General features: G+C 62.9%; 20 protein-coding genes and 2 pseudogenes. 15 read left to right on the plus strand and 7 right to left on the minus strand.

The window, feature by feature from the left end; translation table 11 throughout:
- Window positions 1-123: 123 nt before the first annotated feature.
- From MPPM_RS27150 to MPPM_RS28340, 5 genes are all read left to right on the plus strand, one after another.
- Window positions 124-909 carry an FCD domain-containing protein gene (locus MPPM_RS27150; protein ID WP_096488072.1) on the plus strand — a complete coding sequence of 262 codons (786 nt, stop codon included), beginning with the start codon at window positions 124-126 and terminating at the stop codon, window positions 907-909.
- A gap of 318 nt (window positions 910-1,227) precedes the next feature.
- The gene (locus tag MPPM_RS27155; protein ID WP_096488073.1) at window positions 1,228-1,809 is read left to right on the plus strand and encodes a recombinase family protein; all 582 of its coding nucleotides are present in this window, start codon (window positions 1,228-1,230) and stop codon (window positions 1,807-1,809) included.
- Between the two features lie 8 nt (window positions 1,810-1,817).
- A complete protein-coding gene (locus tag MPPM_RS27160; protein WP_096488074.1) occupies window positions 1,818-2,270 on the plus strand; it encodes a hypothetical protein in 453 nt (150 codons plus the stop codon).
- Window positions 2,271-2,285: 15 nt separating this feature from the next.
- Window positions 2,286-2,615 carry a hypothetical protein gene (locus MPPM_RS27165; RefSeq protein WP_244573603.1) on the plus strand — a complete coding sequence of 110 codons (330 nt, stop codon included), beginning with the start codon at window positions 2,286-2,288 and terminating at the stop codon, window positions 2,613-2,615.
- Between the two features lie 47 nt (window positions 2,616-2,662).
- Window positions 2,663-2,875, plus strand: a complete 213-nt coding sequence (locus tag MPPM_RS28340) for a hypothetical protein (protein WP_157914321.1) — start codon at window positions 2,663-2,665, stop codon at window positions 2,873-2,875.
- A gap of 310 nt (window positions 2,876-3,185) precedes the next feature.
- Here the strand turns inward: MPPM_RS28340 and MPPM_RS27170 are convergent.
- From MPPM_RS27170 to MPPM_RS27180, 3 genes and pseudogenes are all read right to left on the minus strand, one after another.
- Window positions 3,186-3,502 (minus strand): annotated as a pseudogene (locus MPPM_RS27170) (helix-turn-helix domain-containing transcriptional regulator).
- Window positions 3,502-3,600 (minus strand): annotated as a pseudogene (locus tag MPPM_RS29140) (type II toxin-antitoxin system RelE/ParE family toxin); the annotation flags it as partial. The pseudogenes MPPM_RS27170 and MPPM_RS29140, both read right to left, overlap by 1 nt.
- Window positions 3,601-3,826: 226 nt before the next feature.
- Window positions 3,827-4,968, minus strand: a protein-coding gene (locus MPPM_RS27180; RefSeq protein ID WP_085985057.1) for an IS3 family transposase whose coding sequence is annotated in 2 segments (ribosomal slippage) — window positions 3,827-4,701 and window positions 4,701-4,968 — 1,143 coding nt in all. Because the reading frame shifts where the segments join, the coding sequence is not laid out codon by codon here.
- Between the two features lie 429 nt (window positions 4,969-5,397).
- Here MPPM_RS27180 and MPPM_RS29315 point away from each other — a divergent pair.
- Window positions 5,398-6,042, plus strand: coding sequence for a DUF1353 domain-containing protein (locus tag MPPM_RS29315; protein WP_348529784.1), 645 nt, complete (start codon window positions 5,398-5,400; stop codon window positions 6,040-6,042).
- A 203-nt stretch (window positions 6,043-6,245) separates the two neighbouring features.
- On the opposite strand, the gene MPPM_RS27190 is transcribed toward MPPM_RS29315, so the two are convergent.
- Window positions 6,246-7,429 (minus strand): IS3-like element ISMex5 family transposase gene (locus MPPM_RS27190; protein ID WP_096488077.1). Its coding sequence is split into 2 segments (ribosomal slippage): window positions 6,246-7,165 and window positions 7,165-7,429, totalling 1,185 coding nucleotides; the frame shifts between segments, so codons are not numbered across the junction.
- A gap of 255 nt (window positions 7,430-7,684) precedes the next feature.
- On the opposite strand from MPPM_RS27190, the gene MPPM_RS27195 reads away from it, so the two are divergent.
- From MPPM_RS27195 to MPPM_RS27220, 6 genes are all read left to right on the plus strand, one after another.
- On the plus strand, window positions 7,685-8,359 hold the full coding sequence (locus MPPM_RS27195; RefSeq protein WP_096488078.1) for an Abi family protein: 675 nt from the start codon (window positions 7,685-7,687) through the stop codon (window positions 8,357-8,359).
- 58 nt (window positions 8,360-8,417) lie between these two features.
- Window positions 8,418-9,614, plus strand: coding sequence for a YaaC family protein (locus tag MPPM_RS27200; RefSeq protein ID WP_096488079.1), 1,197 nt, complete (start codon window positions 8,418-8,420; stop codon window positions 9,612-9,614).
- Between the two features lie 451 nt (window positions 9,615-10,065).
- A complete protein-coding gene (parA, locus tag MPPM_RS27205) occupies window positions 10,066-10,728 on the plus strand; it encodes a ParA family partition ATPase (RefSeq protein WP_096488080.1) in 663 nt (220 codons plus the stop codon).
- Complete coding sequence (locus MPPM_RS27210; RefSeq protein WP_096488081.1) at window positions 10,725-11,030, plus strand: hypothetical protein; 306 nt, start codon at window positions 10,725-10,727, stop codon at window positions 11,028-11,030. Before parA ends, MPPM_RS27210 begins: the two co-directional genes overlap by 4 nt.
- A 48-nt stretch (window positions 11,031-11,078) precedes the next feature.
- Window positions 11,079-12,323, plus strand: a complete 1,245-nt coding sequence (locus tag MPPM_RS27215) for a replication initiator protein A (RefSeq protein WP_096488082.1) — start codon at window positions 11,079-11,081, stop codon at window positions 12,321-12,323.
- Between the two features lie 1,062 nt (window positions 12,324-13,385).
- Complete coding sequence (locus MPPM_RS27220) at window positions 13,386-15,089, plus strand: type IV secretory system conjugative DNA transfer family protein (protein ID WP_096488083.1); 1,704 nt, start codon at window positions 13,386-13,388, stop codon at window positions 15,087-15,089.
- Window positions 15,090-15,144: 55 nt separating this feature from the next.
- On the opposite strand, the gene MPPM_RS27225 is transcribed toward MPPM_RS27220, so the two are convergent.
- The 3 genes from MPPM_RS27225 to MPPM_RS27230 are packed head-to-tail and all read right to left on the minus strand — an operon-like array spanning window position 15,145 to window position 16,478.
- Window positions 15,145-15,726 (minus strand): hypothetical protein, encoded by a 582-nt coding sequence (locus tag MPPM_RS27225; RefSeq protein ID WP_096488084.1) that lies wholly within the window; start codon window positions 15,724-15,726, stop codon window positions 15,145-15,147.
- 6 nt (window positions 15,727-15,732) lie between these two features.
- Window positions 15,733-15,906, minus strand: a complete 174-nt coding sequence (locus tag MPPM_RS28345) for a hypothetical protein (RefSeq protein ID WP_157914322.1) — start codon at window positions 15,904-15,906, stop codon at window positions 15,733-15,735.
- 29 nt (window positions 15,907-15,935) lie between these two features.
- On the minus strand, window positions 15,936-16,478 hold the full coding sequence (locus MPPM_RS27230) for a MarR family winged helix-turn-helix transcriptional regulator (RefSeq protein ID WP_010339851.1): 543 nt from the start codon (window positions 16,476-16,478) through the stop codon (window positions 15,936-15,938).
- Between the two features lie 104 nt (window positions 16,479-16,582).
- On the opposite strand from MPPM_RS27230, the gene MPPM_RS27235 reads away from it, so the two are divergent.
- From MPPM_RS27235 to MPPM_RS27245, 3 genes are all read left to right on the plus strand, one after another.
- Window positions 16,583-17,059, plus strand: a complete 477-nt coding sequence (locus MPPM_RS27235) for a YkgB family protein (RefSeq protein WP_010339850.1) — start codon at window positions 16,583-16,585, stop codon at window positions 17,057-17,059.
- A 133-nt stretch (window positions 17,060-17,192) separates the two neighbouring features.
- Window positions 17,193-17,777 (plus strand): recombinase family protein, encoded by a 585-nt coding sequence (locus tag MPPM_RS27240; RefSeq protein ID WP_010339849.1) that lies wholly within the window; start codon window positions 17,193-17,195, stop codon window positions 17,775-17,777.
- A gap of 4 nt (window positions 17,778-17,781) precedes the next feature.
- Window positions 17,782-20,760 carry a Tn3-like element ISMpo10 family transposase gene (locus MPPM_RS27245; RefSeq protein ID WP_012449407.1) on the plus strand — a complete coding sequence of 993 codons (2,979 nt, stop codon included), beginning with the start codon at window positions 17,782-17,784 and terminating at the stop codon, window positions 20,758-20,760.
- Window positions 20,761-21,336: the final 576 nt, after the last annotated feature.

A 21,336-nucleotide genomic window follows, 5' to 3' on the forward strand; every position in this document is an offset into this window, starting at 1 on the left:
TATGAACCGGAGGCAGAGGCCTGGTAAAATGATTTGCCCAACCTCGTCAATTGGAAATCGCGATTATCCGCGCTAAGCTCAGGTCGCCGACGTTGCGCGGAACCAGGTCAGTAGGTGGAGGCGATGGAGCAGGACACGATCAAGGGGACCAGCGTTGCCGAAAACACGGCTCGCCACCTGAAGGAGCTGATTGCCGAAGGCGCCCTTAGCCCCGGTGATCAACTCCTGCCCGAGCGAGACTTGGCGCTGCAGCTCAACGTATCGCGTCCGACCCTCCGCCAAGGCATCAAGATCCTCGAGGAGGAGGGGCTGATCATTGCAACCCCGGCGGGCCGCTCCGTGGCACCGATCGGGCGAGAAATCACCGATCCGCTGATTGCTCTGATCGCCTCCCACGCGGAGGTCGTGGACGACTACCTTGAGTTTCGAGCGACGACTGAGCGGATGGCCGCCCGGCTTGCGGCCGAGCGCGCCAACGCGGTCGACCGCAAGCGACTGACCGCCTGCATGGAACGCATTGATCGCGCTCACGAAAGTGGAGTGCAGCGTGAGGAGGCGGAGGCAGATGTCGACCTTCACGTCGCGGTCTACGAGGCGAGCCACAACCTCGTCGTGCTGCATACGATGCGGGCGCTCTCGGGCATGCTGCGTCAGGGCGTGATCGAGAACCGCGAGACGTTGTTCGCTCGCCCCGAGACGCGCGATCAGCTGCGGGCGCAACATCGGGCGATTTACGAGGGAGTCATGGCCGGCAACGTAGAGGAAGCTGGCAACGCTGCGGAGATGCATATCCATTACACGCACCGTGCTCTGAACGAAATCAAGGCATCTCAGGCGCGCCTCCAAGTCTCGCTCCGCAGGTTGAACGGCGGCCATGTCGCTGCTCGACAAGCCGTCGAGCGTGAATAGTGCAATTTTTTAGAATGAATTACATCTGCCTTAGGGAAAGCCCCATGCAACTTTGGAGCTAGCATTCTGCGATCGTAGCTGTACCTTTGTTGGGAATGTAATTGTGATTTTACAAATCATTTTACAATTGTTTGGCTGAACGCAGAGTCGCACTAATGTGAAATGTAAAACGCTCATAGGCCGATGTGCAGAAAACGGCCGTTTAGGTGACAATCAGCCGGAACCCCTTCCTGGCCACCTTAAACGTGGCCGTTTATGTCACCTAAATATGTAACCTTTTCTATTGTCGCGAAAACGTAGCTGTGCGAATATCGTGACATGCTGATCGGCTACGCGCGCGTCTCCACCGAGGACCAGAACCTGGACCTGCAGCGCGATGCTCTGAAGGCCGCTGGCTGCACGCGGATTTTCGAGGAGAAGGAGAGTGGGCGCGCCGGCACCAAGCGCCCGGCTCTCGAAGCCGCCCTCGACTTCCTGCGCGCCGAGGACCAGCTGGTAGTCTGGAAGATCGACCGCCTCGGTCGCTCCCTCCGCGAAATGCTCGGCACCGCCCACATGCTGCAGGAGCGCGGGGTCAAGCTGCGCTCCTTGACCGAGCAGGTGGACACCGAGACCGCCACCGGGCGGATGATGTTCAACTTCCTCGGCACGATCGCCGAGTACTTCCTCGACCTAAACCGGGAGCGCACCCTGGCCGGGCTCAAGGCCGCGGTGGCGCGGGGCCGCAAGGGCGGCCGACCGCGCAAGATCACCGACGCTGATCTGGAGGCGGGCCGCGCGATGCTCGCCGCCGGCACCATTCCGGTCGCCGAGATCGCCAAGCGCCTCGGTGTCAGCCGCAAGACCTTCTACCTCTACTTCCCGCAGGCACGTGCGCGCAGCCAGGCGGCCAAGGGTTAGGACCGATCATGCCGATCCGCCCAGAGAACCGCTTCTTCTATCCGATCGACTGGGCGCAGCTGTCCGACGTGATCCGCTTCGGGCGCGCTAAGGGCTGCTGCGAGGGCTGCGGTCGCCCGCACGGGCAGTTGGTCTTTCATCTGGGTGACGGGCGCTGGTGGGACGCCGCCGGGCAAACCTGGCGCAGCGGCAAGGGGCGTCCGCTCAAGCTGGCGCCGCTGGAGTGCCTGCCGGCAGGCACGGTGATCGAAACCACCCGCGTCTATCTCGCGTGCGCCCACCTCGACCACGACCCCGGCAACAACGATCCGAAGAACCTCAAAGCGCTCTGCCAGCGCTGCCACATCCTGCACGACCGCACCGAGCACCTGCGACAGCGCTGGTTTACCTACCGGCACAGGAAGGCCTTGGGAGATCTGTTCCTGGGCCCCTACCCCTTCCGGTACATGCGGTCAGACTGACGGCCGGATCCCCTTATGGGTAGGATCTCGCCAGCAACCTCAGGCCACCACAGCGGTTTATGTGAAGATGCCGAAGGCGCGGGGTGTGTTGTGGCCGTCATTACCATCACGATCGAGCTACGCACCGGCACCCGACATCTCGCTGTCAATTCGGAGCGTAGCGCCGCCGGCTACGCCGAAGCGGTCATCGAGAGCATACCGCGCGAGGCACTGCCGGTGCCGCTTACGGTCTCGTGCGCTGATCCAGGCGTCCGTAACCGCCTGACCTCCTATCTGCTTGATCTGCAGACGGAATGCCTGCGTATGCCGTCGGCCAATCGGAATGCGTCCGGGGCATTGGGGTGACGGACAGGACGGCCTGTGCCTTATCCACCCTACCGGCTGCTCAGCCCATGCCTGGCATGAGTGCTAACTCGAACACGCCGCCGGCCGCGGCTCCTGTGCCCGATCCCGGCCCCACCCTGGATGCCTGCACATGCCTGCGGCTTGGTCTGCAGCTGCAGGCCATCTACGATCCGGTGCTGGATGAGGTGCTTGATCCACGCCTAGCAGAGCTGCTGCAACAGCTGGAGAGCGACAGGGATCAGGTGCAGGCCGGCGCGTAACGCGGGTTATGGTGTGCCAGCGCACCTGCGCTGCAAGCTATGCCGTAAATGCATCGGCAAACGCTCTTGAACGCGCTTGCATTGTGCGGCGCACCATCTAATTTTGCATTATGCGAGATCGCGATGGCGTCGCGGTCCTGCAGCCCTTCTTGGGCGTTTCCTCCCTAGACTTCGGGCCGCTCCCTCACCGGGGCGGCCTTTTTTCGTCTTGGGACCAGCCGTTTAGCCGCCCGTGACCCACGCAACAAGCAAGATTTTTCTTGAGGCGGCTGGCGGCGAGTAGAATTTTTATTCGGATCAGGATTAGAGGTTAACGGCCTGCCGCCACCGCCAAGTGCACACCGGCGGCCTTCTGCACCGTGCTCAGCACGCTGAACAGGTTGCTGGCAGTCGGATTGTCGGTAGGGCTGAGCATGCGCATCAGGCTCTTGGATGAGGACCCAGACTCCTCGGCCAGGCGCTCGAAGCTGATCGTCGCGTTGATGTAGTCGCGCAGGACCGCCTTGCCGGTCTCGAGGTCGCCCGCCAGAAACTGGTCGACCGCCTCGGTCAGCAGGGCATCCCGGAACGCTGGGTCAGCTCGGCGCGCGCCTTCACGGTGTCCTTGAAGCTGCGGGTCAGGGCCATCACCCCTCCTCCTTTTTCCGTCGTTTGTACTCCGCCCAGTGCGCCTGCGCCTCGGCGATGTCGTCCTGCTGCCGGCGCTTGGTGCCGCCACACAACAGTCTTGCACACCAAGCCAACTTCCAGATTTTGACCGGCGTGAAAGCATTAAGCCTAAAACCGTCTCCGCCCAGCTTCTGCAGCGCCCCACACTAGCGATCATCCGCACAGACTGTGCGCGGCGTTCCGCCGATATACCATATTGGCTGCGATCAAGGATCGGCCAACACATCTTCCTGAGAGAAGAGTGTGACCTGACCGATATTTTGGACCGAGCCGAGTGAGAGGCTACTGCATGGCGGCTGCCATGGGTAGCCGGAAGGCCAGGTGGGGGAAGCTGACGGGCGCAGGTGGCCGGTAGCCCAGGGACGAGTGCGGCCGGACGCGGTTGTAGGTGTTCTGCCAGAGGGCGATCACGGCCTGGGCTTCCTTGAGCGAGTAAAAGATTTCTTGGCGCAGGCACTCGTCCCGCAGCTTGCCGTTGAAGCTCTCACAGTACCCGTTCTCCCACGGCGAGCCCGGCGCGATGTACTGGATTTGCGAGCCAGCTTTGGCGACCCATTTGCGCAGTGCTTTCGAGATCATCTCAGGGCCATTGTCGCAGCGGATGTGCTCTGGGATGCCATGCAGGCACATGGCGTCGGCCAGCGCCTCGATCACACCGAGGCTGTTGATGCGCCGCGCCACCTTCAGCGCGAGGCATGCCCGGCTGTGCTCATCGATCAGCGTCAGGATGCGCAGGCTTCGCCCATCGTGCGTCTGGGCCTGTACGAAGTCGAAGCTCCAGACGTGATTGCGGCGAAGCGGCCGTAGTCGCACGCACGAGCCGTCGTTCAGCCAGAGGCGGCTGCGGGGTCTATGTCGGCTCGGGACCTTCAGCCCCTCGCGACGCCAGATGCGCTGAACCCGATCCTTGCCCACCTGCCAGCCATCTGCCTGCAGCAGCGCGGTGACGCGGCGGTAGCCATAGCGTCCGTACTCGGACGCCAGGGCAATGACGGCGCGGGTCAGATCATCCTCGTCGGCCAGCACGGTCGGCACGTAGCGTTGCGTGCCGCGGTGCTGACCGACGATCCGGCAAGCGTGACGTTCCGAGAGGCCGTACTTCTCCCGAATGCCGTCGACCGCCTGCCGGCGTCGCTCGGGGGCTACAAGTTTCCCGAGGCGACGTCCGCCAGCACCTGCTTTTCCAGGGATAGGTCAGCCACAAGCCGCCGCAAGCGAGCGTTCTCGCGCTCTAGGTCCTTCATCTTCCTGGCTTGATCGACCTGCAGGCCGCCGAACTCCTTGCGCCAGCGGTAATAGCTCTGCTCGGAGATCTCCGCCTCCTTGCACGCCAACGCCAAACTCTTGCCCTGAGCTGTCTGCACCTCGATCTGGCGCAGCTTCAAAACGACCTGCTCCGCGCTCGTCTTCTGTCCTCGCCGCATGTCCGACTCCTTCGGTCCTGGCTAATCTCTCTCAATCAGCCCGGTCCAAAGCCAGCCGGTCAGGTCACTGCCGGGTTGAAAGCGGACGACTATCGTTCAGATATTCACAAAGTCATTATTGTTGCATCGACGTCCCCAGACATTGCCAAGCTTGATCGTCTGGATGCAAGATCTGCGCCTCAGCTGGCGCCTGAATATGGTGGCCCTTTGTCCTTTAACCAGGAAACCGTTCGCTTGCGACCAATCAAGAACGGCGTTTTGACAGAAGGAAGGGCCAATTATGCCCGCTCTACGATAGCAGCGCAGAGAACCAAGAATTTGGAGGACGACATATCGTCTCTTGCACAGTCATTCCGTCAAATGTCGCAGTAGTCGGATTCCAAAATATAAACTGCGGGATGAGCAGAACGAAATGCTCGGGAGGGTAATATGAGTATATTTCCGACACGCCGTCAGGTCGTCCATACGTTAGCCGGATCGACATTTTATCTGGGTTTTCTCAATAAGTCTGCAGCGCAGGAAATCAGCGTGACAAAAAAGGAATTCATGAGGGAGTCTCTCGAAAACATCACGAAAAACGGCGGAAAATTTGAGCCATCTACCAAGATGCGGTTTGGAGCGGTTCCACAAGTTACCCCTTTTGTGGATTGGGATTATTTCTATCTTGAGGGCCCCCTGCTCTGGATGCCAAATCAGGGGCAGGACTTTGCGACCGTTACAGTGCCTAAGGGATTTGTGACGGACCTCGCTTCGGTCCCCTCGGGACTCTGGTCAGTGTATCCTAAGACAGGGCGCTATGCCTATGCCGCGATCGTCCATGACTATCTCTATTGGGATCAATCTAGGTCCCGAGAAGAGGCAGATAAGGTCCTGGCAGCAGCCATGGAGGATGCAAAGGTTCCGCAGCTAACAATTTTCAATTTCGTGTCTGTTTTGAAGGCTGCAGGTGGATTTGCTTGGGACAGTAATGCAAGAGCTAAAGCTTCTGGAGAGAAGCGCGTTCTAGCAAAATTCCCGGATGACCGGCTCATAAGTTGGGATAATTGGAAGAATCAGCCTGGTGTCTTCAAGTAGAGAAGCGCCTATCGCTCTGAGTGATGGTAGCTTGTGGTGCGCAGTGGGTTGTTACAGGCTTCTCTGCGACGCCAGCCTTGCTGCAAAGGATACCATTGGACTGCACTGATTTTACGATATATTAACCGATCAAACATGAATTTGAGTAGGCGTTTTAGGATCTTCTTGCTGATCGGCCCCCACGCGGTGGTCCAAGTTCTAAGTTAGTGCAGGGTCGGCCTTTGCTCCACGGGTCGCTTGGCCGGCGGAGCCGACCGGGTGAGCGCAGCCGGCCAAGCGGTGAAGGCCGGCACGAACACCTCCGGGGCCGGTGGTCGGTAGCCGAGCGAGGCGTGCGGACGCACGCTGTTGTAGTGTCGACGCCAACTCTCGATCACGATCTGCGCCTCCTTGAGCGTGTAGAAGATCTCACCGTTCAAAAGCTCGTCCCGTAGTCGTGCGTTGAAGCTCTCGACGTAACCGTTCTCCCACGGTGATCCGGGTGCGATGTAGGCTGTTCTGGCGCCGACACCGGTGATCCAGGCCTGCACCGACTTGGCGATGAACTCCGGACCGTTGTCCGAGCGGATATGGCCGGGCACGCCGCGCAGGATGAACAGGTCGGACAGCACGTCGATCACCTCCGCCGCCTTGAGCTTGCGTGCGACGCGGATCGCCAAGCACTCCCGCGTGAACTCATCGACCACGTTCAGCATCCGGAACTTGCGGCCCTCGTGCGTGCGGGCTTCGACAAAGTCGTAGGACCAGACGTGATCGCGACGCTCCGCCCGCAATCGCAGGCAGGAACCATCCCCGTCCCAGATGCGGCCGCGCTTGGGCTGCCGAGACGGGACCTTCAGCCCCTGGCGCCGCCAGATCCGTTCGACCCGCTTGTCGTTGACGAACCAGCCCGCCGCCTTCAGCAATGCACCGATCTTCCGGTAGCCGTAGCGCCCGTACTGGCGAGCCAGTTCCACGAGGTCGGCTGTCAGCGCGGCCTCATCCTCTCTTCCCCGCGGCACCTTGCGCTGCGTCGAGCGATGCTGCCCGAGCGCCCGACAGGCGCGGCGCTCGGAGACGTCTAGGACGTTCATAACATGCGCGATGCAGGCGCGTCGGCGCGCGGGGCTGGTCAGTTTCCCCGAGCGGCCTCCTGCAGGATCAGCTTGTCGAGGGTGAGATCCGCAATCGCCTTGCGCAGCCGCTGGTTCTCAACCTCCAAGTCCTTCATCCGCCGAACCTGATCGCTCTTCAGGCCGCCGTACTCCTTGCGCCAGCGGTAGTAGGTCACTTCCGTCACGCCGATGGCCCGGATCGCCTCCGCCACGCTCTGGCCCTGCGAGACCAGAACATCCACCTGCCGCAGCTTGGCGACTACGTCCTCCGGCTTATGCCGCTTCGTTCCCATCTGTCCGTCCTCATCTGGCTCGAAAGCCATACCTCAGGGCGGACCACTTCAGTGGGGGCGGATCATTGCCAACCAAAATTGCCGCTATGATAGCTGGTCCAGCAAAAAGGCCGCCGAGCGGGTGCTCCAGGCGGCCTGACGGAAAACGGTCCAGAAAAAGCTTGCCCCGGCGGTATGCTAGGCAGGGACCGACCGGGGGATACGTGTTAAGTTATGGGGCAACCGACCGAAAAATTCAAGTGAAATCCGCTGTGCGTGCCGACCTTCGCTGACGTTCTCTCCACCGATCGCTTCGCTACCTACCGCCATTGGGCCAACGGTGACGACCCCCTGGCGCTCCGGCTCTACACCTTCAACGTCCAGCTCTCGGCGGCGCTCTATGGGCCGTTGCACATGCTGGAGGTGGCGCTGCGCAACCGGGCCGATACCCAGTTGACCGCGGTCTATGGACCGAACTGGCTCGATGATCCGGCCGCTCTCCCCGGCCGCTATCAGCAGGAGAGCGTCAACAAGGCGCGCGCCACGCTGCTGCGTGAGCGCAAGCCGGCCAACCATGGGCAGATGGTCGCCGAGCTGACCTTTGGGTTCTGGAGTTCCCTGTTCGGTCACGACGCCACCCACCTGTGGCAGCACCTCCGACCGATTTTCCAGGCCAAGGGGATCCAGCGCGGTCTGATCGCCGGCCAGCTGCGCGACCTCCGGCACCTGCGCAACCGGGTCGCCCACTACGAGCCGATCCTCGCGCAGCCCCTCGCCCAGCGCTACGGCAATCTCACCACTCTGACCGGCTGGCTCTCACCGACCGCCGCGGCCTGGATCGCGCAGACATCGACCTGGGGCGGCCTTTATCCAGCCGTGCCGGTCCTGGTGCCGGATGCGGCTGGCGATCTCCGTGTCGAGCCGGCGGTGATCCCATACCTGCCGACCTGAATTCCAGGATTCTGGAAAGTCGCAAATACGACGGGATGAGACGGATGGAGAACCTGAAGTGCCAGTAACCGACAGCGCTGCCGGGAGCGCATCCGAGCGTGGGACACTCATCGTCGCAGATCTGCCGATTGAAGGGATCTGGACGCAGCTGTCCCTTTGGGAGAGCCAAGCACTCGCCGCCAAGCTTCTGCGGACCAAGGCTGAAGGGCTCAGAGATGCGCCGAATGATGCCAAGATCCAACGTAAGGCGGCTTCCCTTGCCTACTGCCTGCGGAACGCCCGTGAGTATCTGCGCGGTGGGCAGAGCGCCATCACGTCGCGTGTTGTCGCCAACTATTACGGGTGCATGTGGCTCGCCAGTGCGATCCTGGTGGCTAACCCGAGCAACGACTATGACCTGGAGAAGCTGGAGAGCGTCACCAAGTCCGGGCATGGCCTGGGTAACATCGCTGACGACCGCCAAGCCTTTCCGGACAACGAGTTTGTCTACGTTCGTGAAAGCGGCTTCTTCCCTGAATTCCTCAAGGCGCAGGGACTGAGCCGCGCCGATCTTGCTGCCGTCAAAATCGCCGGAGCCCCGGTGCGAGAGGTAACTGGGTTGGATCCTGATCGCGCCAGCCGCCTCATCTCCATTATCGACATTCTGGCGCGGATCCCCGAGCTGAAGGGGACATTCGAGTATGTCACCGACAGGCCGGCACTTTCTTTTGGTGTTGCCTACGCCTCCTTCAACTACCAGGAGGACCCCGAAAAATTAGAGGGCATCGCAAACCTGTTCGGCGAGGTTCGTCAAGGGCGCGAGCACACTTGGGTCAGCTTGACAGAGGTAAAGCATCTTGATCAGAGGTTTATAGAGGAAAACGGCCCTCCCCTGACCGATTACCAACTCCGGACCTTTGCCGGCTCGACAGCTTGGGAGGGTAAGCTCGCGCATCCGGCCGACCAGCTGTGGTGGAGCTCAATCAAGCACTACAAGTCGGCCATGTGTGGGACGTCTTGGGTCAAGCCACTACTGGGGCACATAGATGATATGTTCTCACTCAATCTAATGATGCTCTATGAGCTGAGCATCCTGGCGCGGTACCGTCCCGCGGTCTGGCGGCAGATCATCGAGGGCTCTCTCGACCAGTACCGCGCGCTGATCGAGGCCTACAATCAGGTAGTTGACCGAGTGATCCCGGAACTCGCGCTACAGGGCATCTCAGGTCAGCGGGTTACGGCCACGACGGCGGGATCGATGTTCGCGCCCGTCTGAGCGCACACAATCACCGCTGATTAGAATGCAAAACCAGAAATCCGGTTTTACGACGATCCGATCTCGCCTCCTGTCAGATCCGTCTGGAACGGATCCCTATAACCAGGCAGAGACAGGTGGCCCCGGCTCATCCCCAGGCGATGCTGCTGCGGAACCAGGCCCCACGGATACGGTCGCCAGCAACCCAGTGGGACTCTGCCTTGGCGGTGTGCCGCGATGGTGATCGCCGCTTCGGTGCGCCGCCTCGAGGGCGGCGTCGCCGTATCGGGTGGAAGTAATGCGATTTTACGACTCTGCGCCTTTCCGGAAATGTGTCCCGCTGGCCACAGTTGTTCTACACAGCGTTAACGATCCGTTGGCGGAGTCGTGATTGTGTGGAATCGTGAACCCACAGAACCGGGTTTTCGGAAAATCGTAAATCCGACGACACGCAAATCCAGAAAGGCGGCGCATGATCATCGGGGTGCTCAACCAGAAAGGCGGGGTCGGCAAAACGACCCTCGCCACCAACCTGGCGGCGGTCATCGCCAAGGCCGGCTACCGCGTACTGCTGGTCGACGCCGATCCGCAGGGCAGCTCGATGGCCTGGTCGTCGGTGCGTGAGGCCGAGCCGCTGTTTCCAGTGATCAGCATGGCCAAGCCAACCCTGCACCGCGACCTGCCGGAGATCGCCGCCGACTACGATGTGGTGATCATCGACGGCGCGCCCCGTGTTAACGATCTCGGCCGTGCAGCGATCCTGGCCAGCGATGTGGTGCTGATGCCGGTGCAGCCGTCGCCCTACGACGTGTGGGCCTCAGCCGACACGGTGCAGCTGGTTAAGGAAGCCCAGCAATTCAAGGAAAACATCAAACCTGTCTTTGTAATAAATCGCAAAATCGTAAATACGGCGATCGGGCGTGATGTGCATAACGCCCTGTCGCATCTCGAGTTTCCGATCTTGCCGGTGGAGGTCTGTCAGCGCGTTGGCTTCGCAGAAAGCGCCAGTCAGGGCCTCACCGTGATCGAGACTGACCCCAAGAGCGATGCCGCGCAGGAAATCAGCCAGCTGGCCGCGCAGTTCGTCGATATGAAAGCCAAACCCAAGACCAAGAAAGAAAGGAAAGCCGCATGAGCAAGGGAGCCAAGCAGGTCTCGTTCAAGGTGCCCGCGTCCAAGCTGGCGCCGGCGGCTGACGCCTGGATCGCCAACCGTGGTGCCGAGCCCGCTGCTACGGATAGGGAAGGGGGCTCCGTGACTGCCCTTAAGGCCGTTGAAGCCGCGTCTGCTCCGGAGCCGAAGGAGAGGATGTCCCGCTTCACCATTGACGTGCCGGAAAGCCTGCACCGTCGTGTGAAGATGCAGTGCGCCGCCCGCGGCCAGAAGATGGCCGACATGATGCGCGACCTACTCGAGCGCGAGTTTCCGGCATCGTAAACCCGCTGATGAAGAAATCCGACTTTACGACTTTCCGGAAATCCTGGTGTGAGTGATCCCGTTCGCCTCGACCTGATGCCCCTCGACGCGTTCGGGGCTCTCGGGCTGCACGAGAAAAACGCCTACCTGCAGGAGCTGGCGGACACGTTCTGCGCCAAGACCGGTCGCGAGCCGCTGCCGCTCAGCAAGGATGCCCTAAGCCGCCTCCGGCGCTTCTACAGCCGGCGCAGCCTGGCCGATCTCAAGGTCGGACCAGAGCCAACCGGCGCCCTCGACATCGCCCTCAAGGCCCTCGGCGACGCGGTCAAACTCAACGAGCGCCAGCCCGACATCGTCGGGGCCTTGGTGTCCGCGCTGCCGGCCCCTGTGCTGCGTGATGCCCCTGAGGGCGACTCGCAGCTCTCTTTCTTCGTGCCGAGCATCTACGACGCGCCGCTGAAGGACGACGTCAATCTGATGGACGTGGCGCCGTTCTCCCTTGGCAAAGCCAAGCGGGGAGGGGAGATCCGTTACGAGCTCAAGGACTGCATCATCACGATCGACGGCAGCGCCTCGGCCGGCCTCGCCACCGTGTTCGACTACGACATCTTCCTGCACATGGTCACCAGCCTGGCCGAGGAAGCTCGGCGCTACCGTCTTGAGCAGGAGAAAGGGCTTCGGACCGATATCCCGGCGCGGGTCTACCGTCCCAGCTCGTCGCACATCCTGAAGTTCTGCCGGCGCAGCTCCGGCGGCAAGCAGTACAAGGACCTGGAGGCCGCGCTGGACCGCCTGCAGGGCACCCGGATCAAGATCGTTAACCTGACCAGCGGCAACCGCCGCGAGGTGGTGGCGATGCCGCTGATCCAGACGTTCAAGGTGATCAGCAAGACCACCACCGGCAATATCGACCAAGTCGAGATCGGCATCCCGGACTGGGTCTACAACGGCGTGGTGCGCGAGAAGGGCAACCCGCAGATCCTGACCCTCAACCCAGAGTACTTCCTGATCACCCAAGGCATCGGGCGGTTCATCTACCGCCTGGCCCGACGGGCAGCCGGCAAGAGCGGCATCGCCCGGTATGGTCTCAAGGAGCTACACAAGCGCAGTGGGTCCACCCAAGGCCTGCCGCAGTTCGCGTTCCAGGTACGCCAGTTCGTCAGCAGCACACGCATGTTCCCGTTCCCCGACTACGACCTCGAACTGGTCCCGGGCAAACGCGAGGAGGTTCTCGTCATGCGTGAGCGGAAGCCTGACGCGGCTGATGTTCCTTTGGGCAGCGGCGCCGGCACGCCCGAGCTGCCCCTGGCCTAAAGCCGTTTTTGTCAGCCGTTTTTGTCAAAACCGTACATCGCCAACTGGGCCATTTCGAACCCGAAAGCCTTGCCGGCCCTGTGGATAAGTTTTGCCAGCGTCGTACATCACCAATCCAAAACCGTACTTCGCCAATGACATCCCGTACATCACCAATGACATCCCGTACATCACCAATTCCGGGGCCGTACATCACCAATCGCGTTAACCGACAAGCCGTTGATAAATCCGCGCATTTTTTGTCAGCAGGGCGAGCTGAAAACCCCTAAAACTATTTAAAACCTAGAAAACTATCTAAAACGCAACACCAGTGGAGAACTCAAAACTTGTGCTCTTAATGGTTCCGAGGCAGCCAATTCACGAATCATACAGAGCACCTTCGACAGAGACCTCGCAGAAGGAACCCCCGCCCCTTTTTGGCTTCGCCAAAAACCCGCTCCCCCACCCAAAGCGGAAGCCGCCTACAGCGGCTCACTTCAAAAAGGGTCCGCCTAACGGCGGCCAAGAAGGGCTGCCGGGAGTGCGGGTGGCAGAACGACCTCAGCAACTCCTGGAGAGGTTTTAGACTGCTCAACCGATAGAGACTGGCAAGACGCCCGAAACGCCCGCTACAGCCTTCCTGAAAGGCTTTGTCCCGCGCAAAGCGCGTGGAGGATGATGGTGCGGTCGCACAGCGACCGCTGACCCGGCCAGCTGAGGGGTAACGCGGCGTGTCCGATCCGCGCGACACCGGCCTGGAGGAGGGTTGGTCTGGCAGCCGGAACTATCAAAATCGTACCTCACCAATCCTGCCGGCTTGGCGGCGCATGGTGAAAACGGCTGCTCAATCAACTGCTGCGACCGCATTTCTGTAAAATCGTATTTATGTATATACGGCGATACGATTTTATGGATCGTGCTATTGTGTTTGACGGCGTAAGGGTGCTGTGCCGTCTCCGTCTGTGGGAGCAGAGGATCCGATCTTACCGTGCTCGATGTGGTCAACAGACGCTTCATCAGCGCGTTCAAGTTTGGGCTGCTCCATATCCGGTTTGCTCAAGCGTCCCGCTCTATGGCAGGGCGATGCATCGCCCTGACCTCGCCTTCCGCGCCTGCCTCGTTCTCGTCTTAGGGCTCGTCGTCTTCCTTCTCGGCTACCCGGCCGCGTATCTGGCCAGTCACGGCCTCGACACGCGCGCTTGGCCCGCCTTGCCTGGGACCCCGGTCGCCTGGTTCACGCCGGAGGGCAGCGGCCCGGACGCGTGGCTCGCTCTCCTCGTACGGATGGGCCGGACCTATCTTAACATGGTGCTGGGCCGCTCACAGGCGCTCCCCGGTGGCGGGCGTGAGGCCTTCGGCATCGTATGGGGAGCCGCCATTGCGCTCGGCATGTTGATCGTGATGGGCGGCCGCCGCGTGCCGCTGCGTCATCGCCTGCGCCGCTTCGGCGATGCCGACTTCGCCTCGCCACGCGCGCTCGCCCGCATGCGCAAGGGGATTGAACTCGGCCTCAACCCCAAGACAAACCAGGCGGTTCGCGTCCAGGTCGAGGGCAACCTGCTCACCATTGCGCCCCCGCGCTCCGGCAAGACCAGCGGTTTGATCCTGCCCAACCTCGCCTTCCCGGAACCCGGCGCCTGGGCCGGTCCTGCCGTAGTCATAGACCCCAAAGGTGATGTCGTGCGCGCCGTGCGGCAGCGGCGCGAGAGCATGGGCCAGAGGGTGTGCGTGCTCGATCCGCTCAACCTCGCCGGGGGCACGGATCGCTGGGATCCGCTGTTGGGCCTCGACCCTGAGGATGTGCTGGAGCTGCAGAGCATGGCCCGCGCCCTCCTGCCCGAGGCCAGCCAGACCAGCGAGGCCGGTGCCTTCTTCCGCGACCGCGCCGGGGTCCTCGTCGTGGCGGCCCTGCAATGTGTGATCCGAGCCGGCCAGGGCGCGCCCGAGGCCGCCGCCCTGGTGCGCGATCCCAAGGCGCTGCGCGCCGCGCTGGAGGGGTACGACGATGCCGTCGCCCAGGACGCACGCGGCATCCTCGACTCCGACGACGAGAAGAGCCGCGCCAGCATTCTCACGACCGCCGCGCAAGGCTTCAGCTGGATGCTGGACACGCGCATGCAGCAGGTGGTGGCTGGCCACAGCTTCAGCCTCGACGCGCTCTGCGCGGGCGACGCCGACCTGTTCATCGTGCTGCCGGCCGACGACCGCCGCAAGGAACTCAGTGCCTACGTGCGCTGGCTGCTCGCTGCCCTGTTCAGCACCGTGCGGCGCACGCCCGTGGCTGAGCGCCTCCTCGTCATCATCGACGAGGCCTACGTGCTCGGGCGCTTCGATGCGATCCTGCGCGGCGCTGGCGAATTGCCGGGCTACGGCGTGTCGTTGTGGACGTTCTGGCAGTCGGAGGCGCAGATCACCGACACCTACGGCGAGGCGGGCGCCGCCATCCTGCGCGACACTGCTGAGGCCCTGATGCTGTTCAACCTCTCCGGCGCGCAAGGCGCGGAGCGCGAGCGCTGGTCGAGTGCGCTCGGCACCTTTACGGGTGTGCATGAGACAGTCTCGCGCGATCCAACCACCGGCCGGGAGACGAAGAGCGTGGCGCCCGGACCCGAGGCGCTGGTGCCAGCCTCCGAGCTCGCCCGCCTGACCCAGCGCCACACCCTGGTATTCCTCAACAGTGCTGCCTACACCACCGACCCGCTCAAGCTGCGCAAGACACTCGCCCACCGCAACGCGCGCTTTGCCGGCCTGCTCGACCCGGTCGCGCCGGTGCGAGCCACCGCCTGAGGGCCGCACCCGCGCCCATCAGGCAGCGTCAGCACCGGCCTGGGGCGGCGTTCCCTTATCGGGAGAGATAGAGCCCGCTGCGCCAGACCGTACCGTGGCCGTAGCCCTGGCCCGAGTACCAGACCCGGGTCTGTGCCACTTGCGCGTCCAGCCGCTCGACCGGGACCCAGGTTCGGGCTGGAAACGTGTAGCTCTCGACGCGACCGTCCGGACCGATCAGGTTGCTGGACAAAGCCTGAGTCGAAATCGCCAGATGAGGGGTGGCGGACCACGCTGTGTACAGCCACACGCCCGTGATCCCGGCTAAGCCGAGCACGGCCGGGTGCAGGAACTGATGCAGCGCGGCCGCACCGAAGCGGCGACCCAGCGCCTGCAGTCGGCCTCCCGGCCGCCAGCGGCGGCGCGGCCGGGTGAGATCGGCCTGAAGCGAGCGGCGCAGGCTGACCCTGTCCGGAGCGACGACGGCCGGATCATCGAGGTGGCCCAGGCGCTCGCGCGGCGGCATCCGCAGGAGCTCGGCCAGCCGCGCCCGGCTGGCCTGCTGCACCCTCTGCGTGGCCGCCCGCTCGGCCTCCTGCGCCGCGCGCAGGCGCACTTCTACCGTGGAAGGTGGGGTGCGGGAGGGGGAACGTGCCATGAGCCTTCAGCCCTCTAGCCAGCGTGCCGCCGGACCGGCCGCCTGCATGGCCTTGGCCCGGAAGCGGGTGAGATCCTCGACGATGCGGCCGGCCTCGGCGAAGCCGAACCGGTCGGTCAGGCTGTCCTCGGCGGCGGTGAGGTCCTCGCCGATAAAGGGGTCAGGACATAGAACGGGCACAGATATACGCTAAGCGTCTCTGCGCGCACTTATGGGTCGACTCTATGCGTCGACGACTCCAGCATTCCAAAGGCATCCATCGGACAGTTGTAGCATCGCCTCTCGTCGCAGAGCCGGCATATCGTCAGCGCCGAGACAGCGTCGTCAGACATCTGCGCAAGTATTGTCTCGGCAATACGTTCCAGCACGAGGCGGTCAGCATTCGAGACATGGCTAAGGATTTCGGATAAAGTCTCGTTTCTTCGTTGCAGGATCGCAGATAGGCGAGTCTCGCCTGCCTCAGTGAGCATCAGCGCTACTGCACGACGGTCCCGTAGCGCTTTGGATCGAACGGCGAACCCGGCTGCAACCAATCGATCGACAAGCCGCACCGTCCCCGCGTGGGACAAGCCTAGCACCCGTCCTAATTCGTCGATCGAAAGACCGGTCGCGTGACCGATGACGACGATCGCCGCGGTGGTTTCGCCACCGCCGGGTATCGTCGGGTCGAATGCCGCCTTCTTAATTCGATCGGTGATGCCCACTGCGAGGGCGCCGAACAGATTGACGAGCCGGTCCGAGAGTACGTTCAAAGGGTTGCCTCATTCATTGACGGCGCATAGTGTATGCGCAGCGCATATATCACGCCTGTCTAAGCATGAAGGCAGGTCATGCGCCATGATGAAAGCGAGGCACCATGTTTTCGACATTACACATAGCTGAAAAGACGACCGGCTCTCGCGGGTCTCTCGCGTTGCTGCGCTGGGCGCTGGTGGTCATCTTTCTCTGGTTCGGTTGCATGAAATTCACGAGCTATGAAGCGATGGGCATCGCGCCATTGATGAAGAACAGTCCGATCATGAGCTGGATTCCGGCCGTTTTTGGGGTGCAGGGTGGAAGCTATTTTATAGGCACCGTCGAGCTCGCGACGGCCGCTGCGCTGATTATCGGTGCTTTCAACAAGACGGCCTCCGCTCTCGGCGCGGCGATGTCATGCCTGACTTATGCCGTGACACTGACGTTTTTCCTGAGCACGCCTGGCGTCGCCGAGCCGACCGCTGGCGGGTTCCCGGCGATTTCGGCCGGAACCGGACAGTTCCTGTTGAAGGACCTGGTGCTTCTTGCGGCATCAGCGTGCCTTCTACTTGCGTCCATACGGACAGCAGACGCGTGACGGCAAACAGGTGATAGGCGACGCTCCGGACCTGCGCTTTTGCCGAACCATACCCGCCTCAGCCCATAACGATCGACAAACCCTGTCGCTTTGATAGGGTGTTCGAAAACATGCTTTCGAGGGTTTGTCGTACATGCTGGTCGGATATATGCGGGTGTCAACGACCGATGACCGCCAAACGGTCGATCTCCAGCGGGACGCGCTCGTCGCAACCGGGGTCGATCATCGGCATCTCCATACCGACAAGGCATCCGGCGCGCGCGACGACCGACCAGGCCTGAAAGCCTGCCTCGACTATCTGAACGCGGGCGACACACTGATCGTGTGGAAGCTCGACCGGCTCGGACGCTCGCTGCCGCACCTGCTGACGATCGTCACCGATCTGAAGGCGCGCGGCATCGCGTTCCGGTCGCTGACCGAGCAGATGGATACGACCACGCCGCACGGCGAATTGCTGTTCTCGCTGTTCGGTGCATTGGCACAATATGAGCGTGCGCTCACGCGCGAACGGGTGATGGCGGGACTGGCTGCTGCCAAACGCCGGGGACGCCAAGGTGGCCGCCCGCCGATGATCGACGCCGAAACGCTCGAGCGGATCACCGCCGCGCTGGATGGCGGGGCCAGCAAGGCGTCCGTCTGCCGGACCTTCAAGGTGCCGCGTTCGACCCTTCTCGGCACGCTTGCCCGGATCGGCTGGACCGCACCGGCCAAGGTCTAAGCCGATGCCGCGTCGCGCCGTCCTGTCGGACGAGCAACGCGCGGCGTTGCTCGCGCTTCCCGACGACGAAACCCTGCTCGTCCAGCACTGGACATTGAGCCGGGACGACTTGGCCATCATCGTCCGCCGGAGGCGACCGCATAACCGGCTGGGTTTCGCGATCCAGCTTTGCGCGCTGCGCTATCCTGGCCGTTTCCTGCGACCCGGTGAACTGATCCCTGATACGCCGCTCGCGTTCGTCGCAGAGCAATTGCAGGTCGGACCCGAGGTGCTGGCCGACTACGCGACGCGCGGCCCGACCCGGTACGAACAGCTCGATGCACTGCGCGATGCATTCGGCTTCATGCCGCTCAGTCGGCCGCTGCGAACGACGTTGCAGGAATGGCTCCTGCCGATCGCGCTGACGACGACCAGCGGGGCTAGGCTGGCGCGCGTGATGCTGGATGAGTGCCGGCGACGGCGCATCATTGTGCCGGGCATCAGTTCGGTCGAGCGGATGGTCGCACAGGCGTTGCTCGATGCCGAACGCCATGTCGCCGAGCATCTGACCCGAGGACTCGATGCTCGACAGCGCCGGCTGCTCGATGCGCTTCTCCTGCCCCACACAGGCACGAACTTGAGCGATCTGGCCTGGGTGCGGCAGTCACCCGGCAAGCCCGGCCGAAAGACATTCGCCGCCATCATCGAGCGACTGACACTGCTTCGGGCCATCGGGATCGATCCGGATATCGCCGTAGGCGTCCATCCCGAGCGCCTCCGACGCCTGTGCCAGGAAGGCGTGCGGCTGACCGCGCAACATGTTCGGACGCTGCAAGCGACGCGGCGTCGCGCCACATTGGTGGCGACCATCCTCGAAACCATCGTTACCCTCACCGACGATGCGGTGCTGATGTTCGATCGCCTGCTTGGGCAGATGTTCCGGCGCGAACAGAACAGCGCGGACACGACACTCAAGCGCAACCGGCGCACCATCAACGGCAAAATCCGGCTGCTTGCCCAACTCGGCGCTGCCTTGCTCGCCGCCAAGATATCAGGTGGCGATATCGGCGCTGCGGTCGAGGCAGCGATCGGATGGAATGATCTCGGCCGCGAGGTCGATGAAGCCCGCAAGCTGATCCGCCCCGATTCGGTCGATCCCGTCGCGGTCGCCGCGACCAATTACCCCGTCCTCCGACAGGTCGGTCCCTCGTTCATCGCCTCGTTCACATTCGGGGCGGTGCCAGCCTGCCATGCGCTCGCGCGAGCGGTCGCGATCATGCGCGACCTTCATTTTGGTCATCTGCGCAAATTGCCTGCAGGCACGCCAGTCGGCTTCATCCGGCAAGCTTGGCGTCGGGCGATCGGCACCGGCATTCCCGATCGCAGGATCTATGAATTGTGCGTGCTGGTCGAGCTTCGCGACCGGCTTCGCGCCGGCGACATGTGGGTCGAGGGAAGCCGACGCTATCGTGCTGTCGAGCAGCAACTCATTCCTGCCCCCGTATTCGCCAACATGCGCGCGGCCGGCCCCTTGCCGATACCGGCACCGGATACGGCCGATATCTGGCTGGCCGAACGACGCGCCCGCCTCGCCCGTCGATTGGCCGAGGTCGAGCGAAAGGCGGAGACGGACGCGCTGGAAGACGTGCAGCTCAGCTTGGGCAGGCTGCGGATTTCGCCCTTGAAGGCGATTACTCCCGAGGAATCCGATACCGCCCTTGCGCCGCTCTATGCGCATCTGCCCGCGATCCGCATCACCGACCTTCTTGCCGAAGTCGATCGATGGACCGGGTTCAGCCAGTGCTTCACGCATCTGCAAAGTGGCCGTGCCGCGGATGAACCACGTGCGATCCTCACGGCGGTGCTCGCCGATGCCACCAATCTGGGCCATACGCGCATGGCGGAAGCCTGCAATCTCGTGACCCAGCGCCAACTCGGTTGGCTCGCCTCATGGCATCTGCGCGAGGAAACCTACGGTCGCGCGCTCGCCCGGCTTGTCGACGCCCAACACACCGCGCCGCTGGCCGCGCTGTTCGGGTCCGGCACCTCGTCCAGCTCAGACGGTCAGAACTTTCCGCTCGACCGCCGCGCCCAGGCAACCGGCGCAGTCAATCCGCACAAGGGGACAGAGCCGGCTGTCTCCTTTTACAGCCACGTCTCGGATCGCTACGCGCCGTTCCATTCCACAGTTATCTCCGCTTCGGCGAGCGAGGCGGCACAGGTGCTCGACGGGCTGCTCCACCACGGCGCCGATCTGCACATCGAAGAGCATCACGTCGATGGCGGGGGCGTCTCCGACCATGTGTTCGCGCTATGTCATCTGCTTGGGTTCCGGTTCGCGCCGCGTATCCCGAATATCGCCGCACGCCGTTTGCACCTGTTTAACGGCATCGAACCCGGCCCCGATATTGCGCCGCTGGTCGCGGGCCGCATCGACGAAGGTCTGATCGAGGCACACTGGGACGACGTGCTGCGACTGGGAACCTCGATCCGCACAGGCGTCGTCAGCGCCTCGATCATGCTGGAACGGCTCGGCTCCTATCCACGCGCCAACGGCCTGGCACTGGCGTTGCGCGAGATCGGTCGCGTCGAGCGTACCCTGTTCACGCTCGACTGGATCGAGCAGCCCGAACAGCGTCGCCGCGCCACCCGCGAACTCAACAAGGGAGAAGCGGAAAATGCCCTGAAACGCGCCATCTTCTTCCATCGCATCGGCCGTATCCGCGATCATGCGCTGCAAGCCCAAAGCCATCGGGCGAGCGCGCTGAACCTCGTCGCCGGTGCCATCGTCCTGTGGAACACGACCTACCTGCAAGCCGCCCGGATGCATCTCGCCAACCTCGGCCGGCCGGTCCCGCCGGACCTGCTGCAACACCTATCACCGCTCGGTTGGCAGCATATCAATCTCACCGGCGATTACCTCTGGACCGATCCCGATGCGCCATCCACCGCGCTCAGACCGCTTCGCCAGATGCGCGCCGTCGAAGGCACGGCAAAACCTTAGCGTATATCTGGGTCCGTTCTGTGTACCGACCCCGATAAAGCGTAACCCGCCCTTCTGCAGGAGGTCGTTGGCGCGCTCATCGAGGCTGAGCTTCTCCAGCCGGGTCACGGTGACGTCCTTGAAGGCCTTGAGCGCCTTCGCATCGACCGGCCCCTCGATCTGGTTCTCCACGGCAAAACGCGCCGCCGTGAACGGCTTGGCGAGGTCGAGGAGGACGGGGGCGTTGGCGAGTGCGCCAGGTTCGCTGGTGAGCACGACGAGAAGGCCGAATTCCACGCCGCGGCGGGCGTAGCGCGCCTGCGCCTCACCAATCAGCGGCAGAAGTGAGCCGGCCGTGTTGGCGCCGACATCGACGATGACGGGGCCTTGCGCGGCCGCGATGGCGTTGAGTGGGCCGTCGAACTCCGCGCGCGCGGCGGCACCGCCGGTGCGGTTGATCTCGCCGCGCTCGGCCCGGACGGGGAAGAAGCTGACTCGGTCCTCCAACTCGATCAGGCGGCGGTTGGCCTCGATCTCGATGAGGCGGGCTGACGGCAGGCACTCGGCGAGCGCGCGCACCAGCACGGTCTTGCCGGA

This window comes from Methylorubrum populi, from assembly GCF_002355515.1.
GTDB classification, from domain to species: domain Bacteria; phylum Pseudomonadota; class Alphaproteobacteria; order Rhizobiales; family Beijerinckiaceae; genus Methylobacterium; species Methylobacterium populi_A.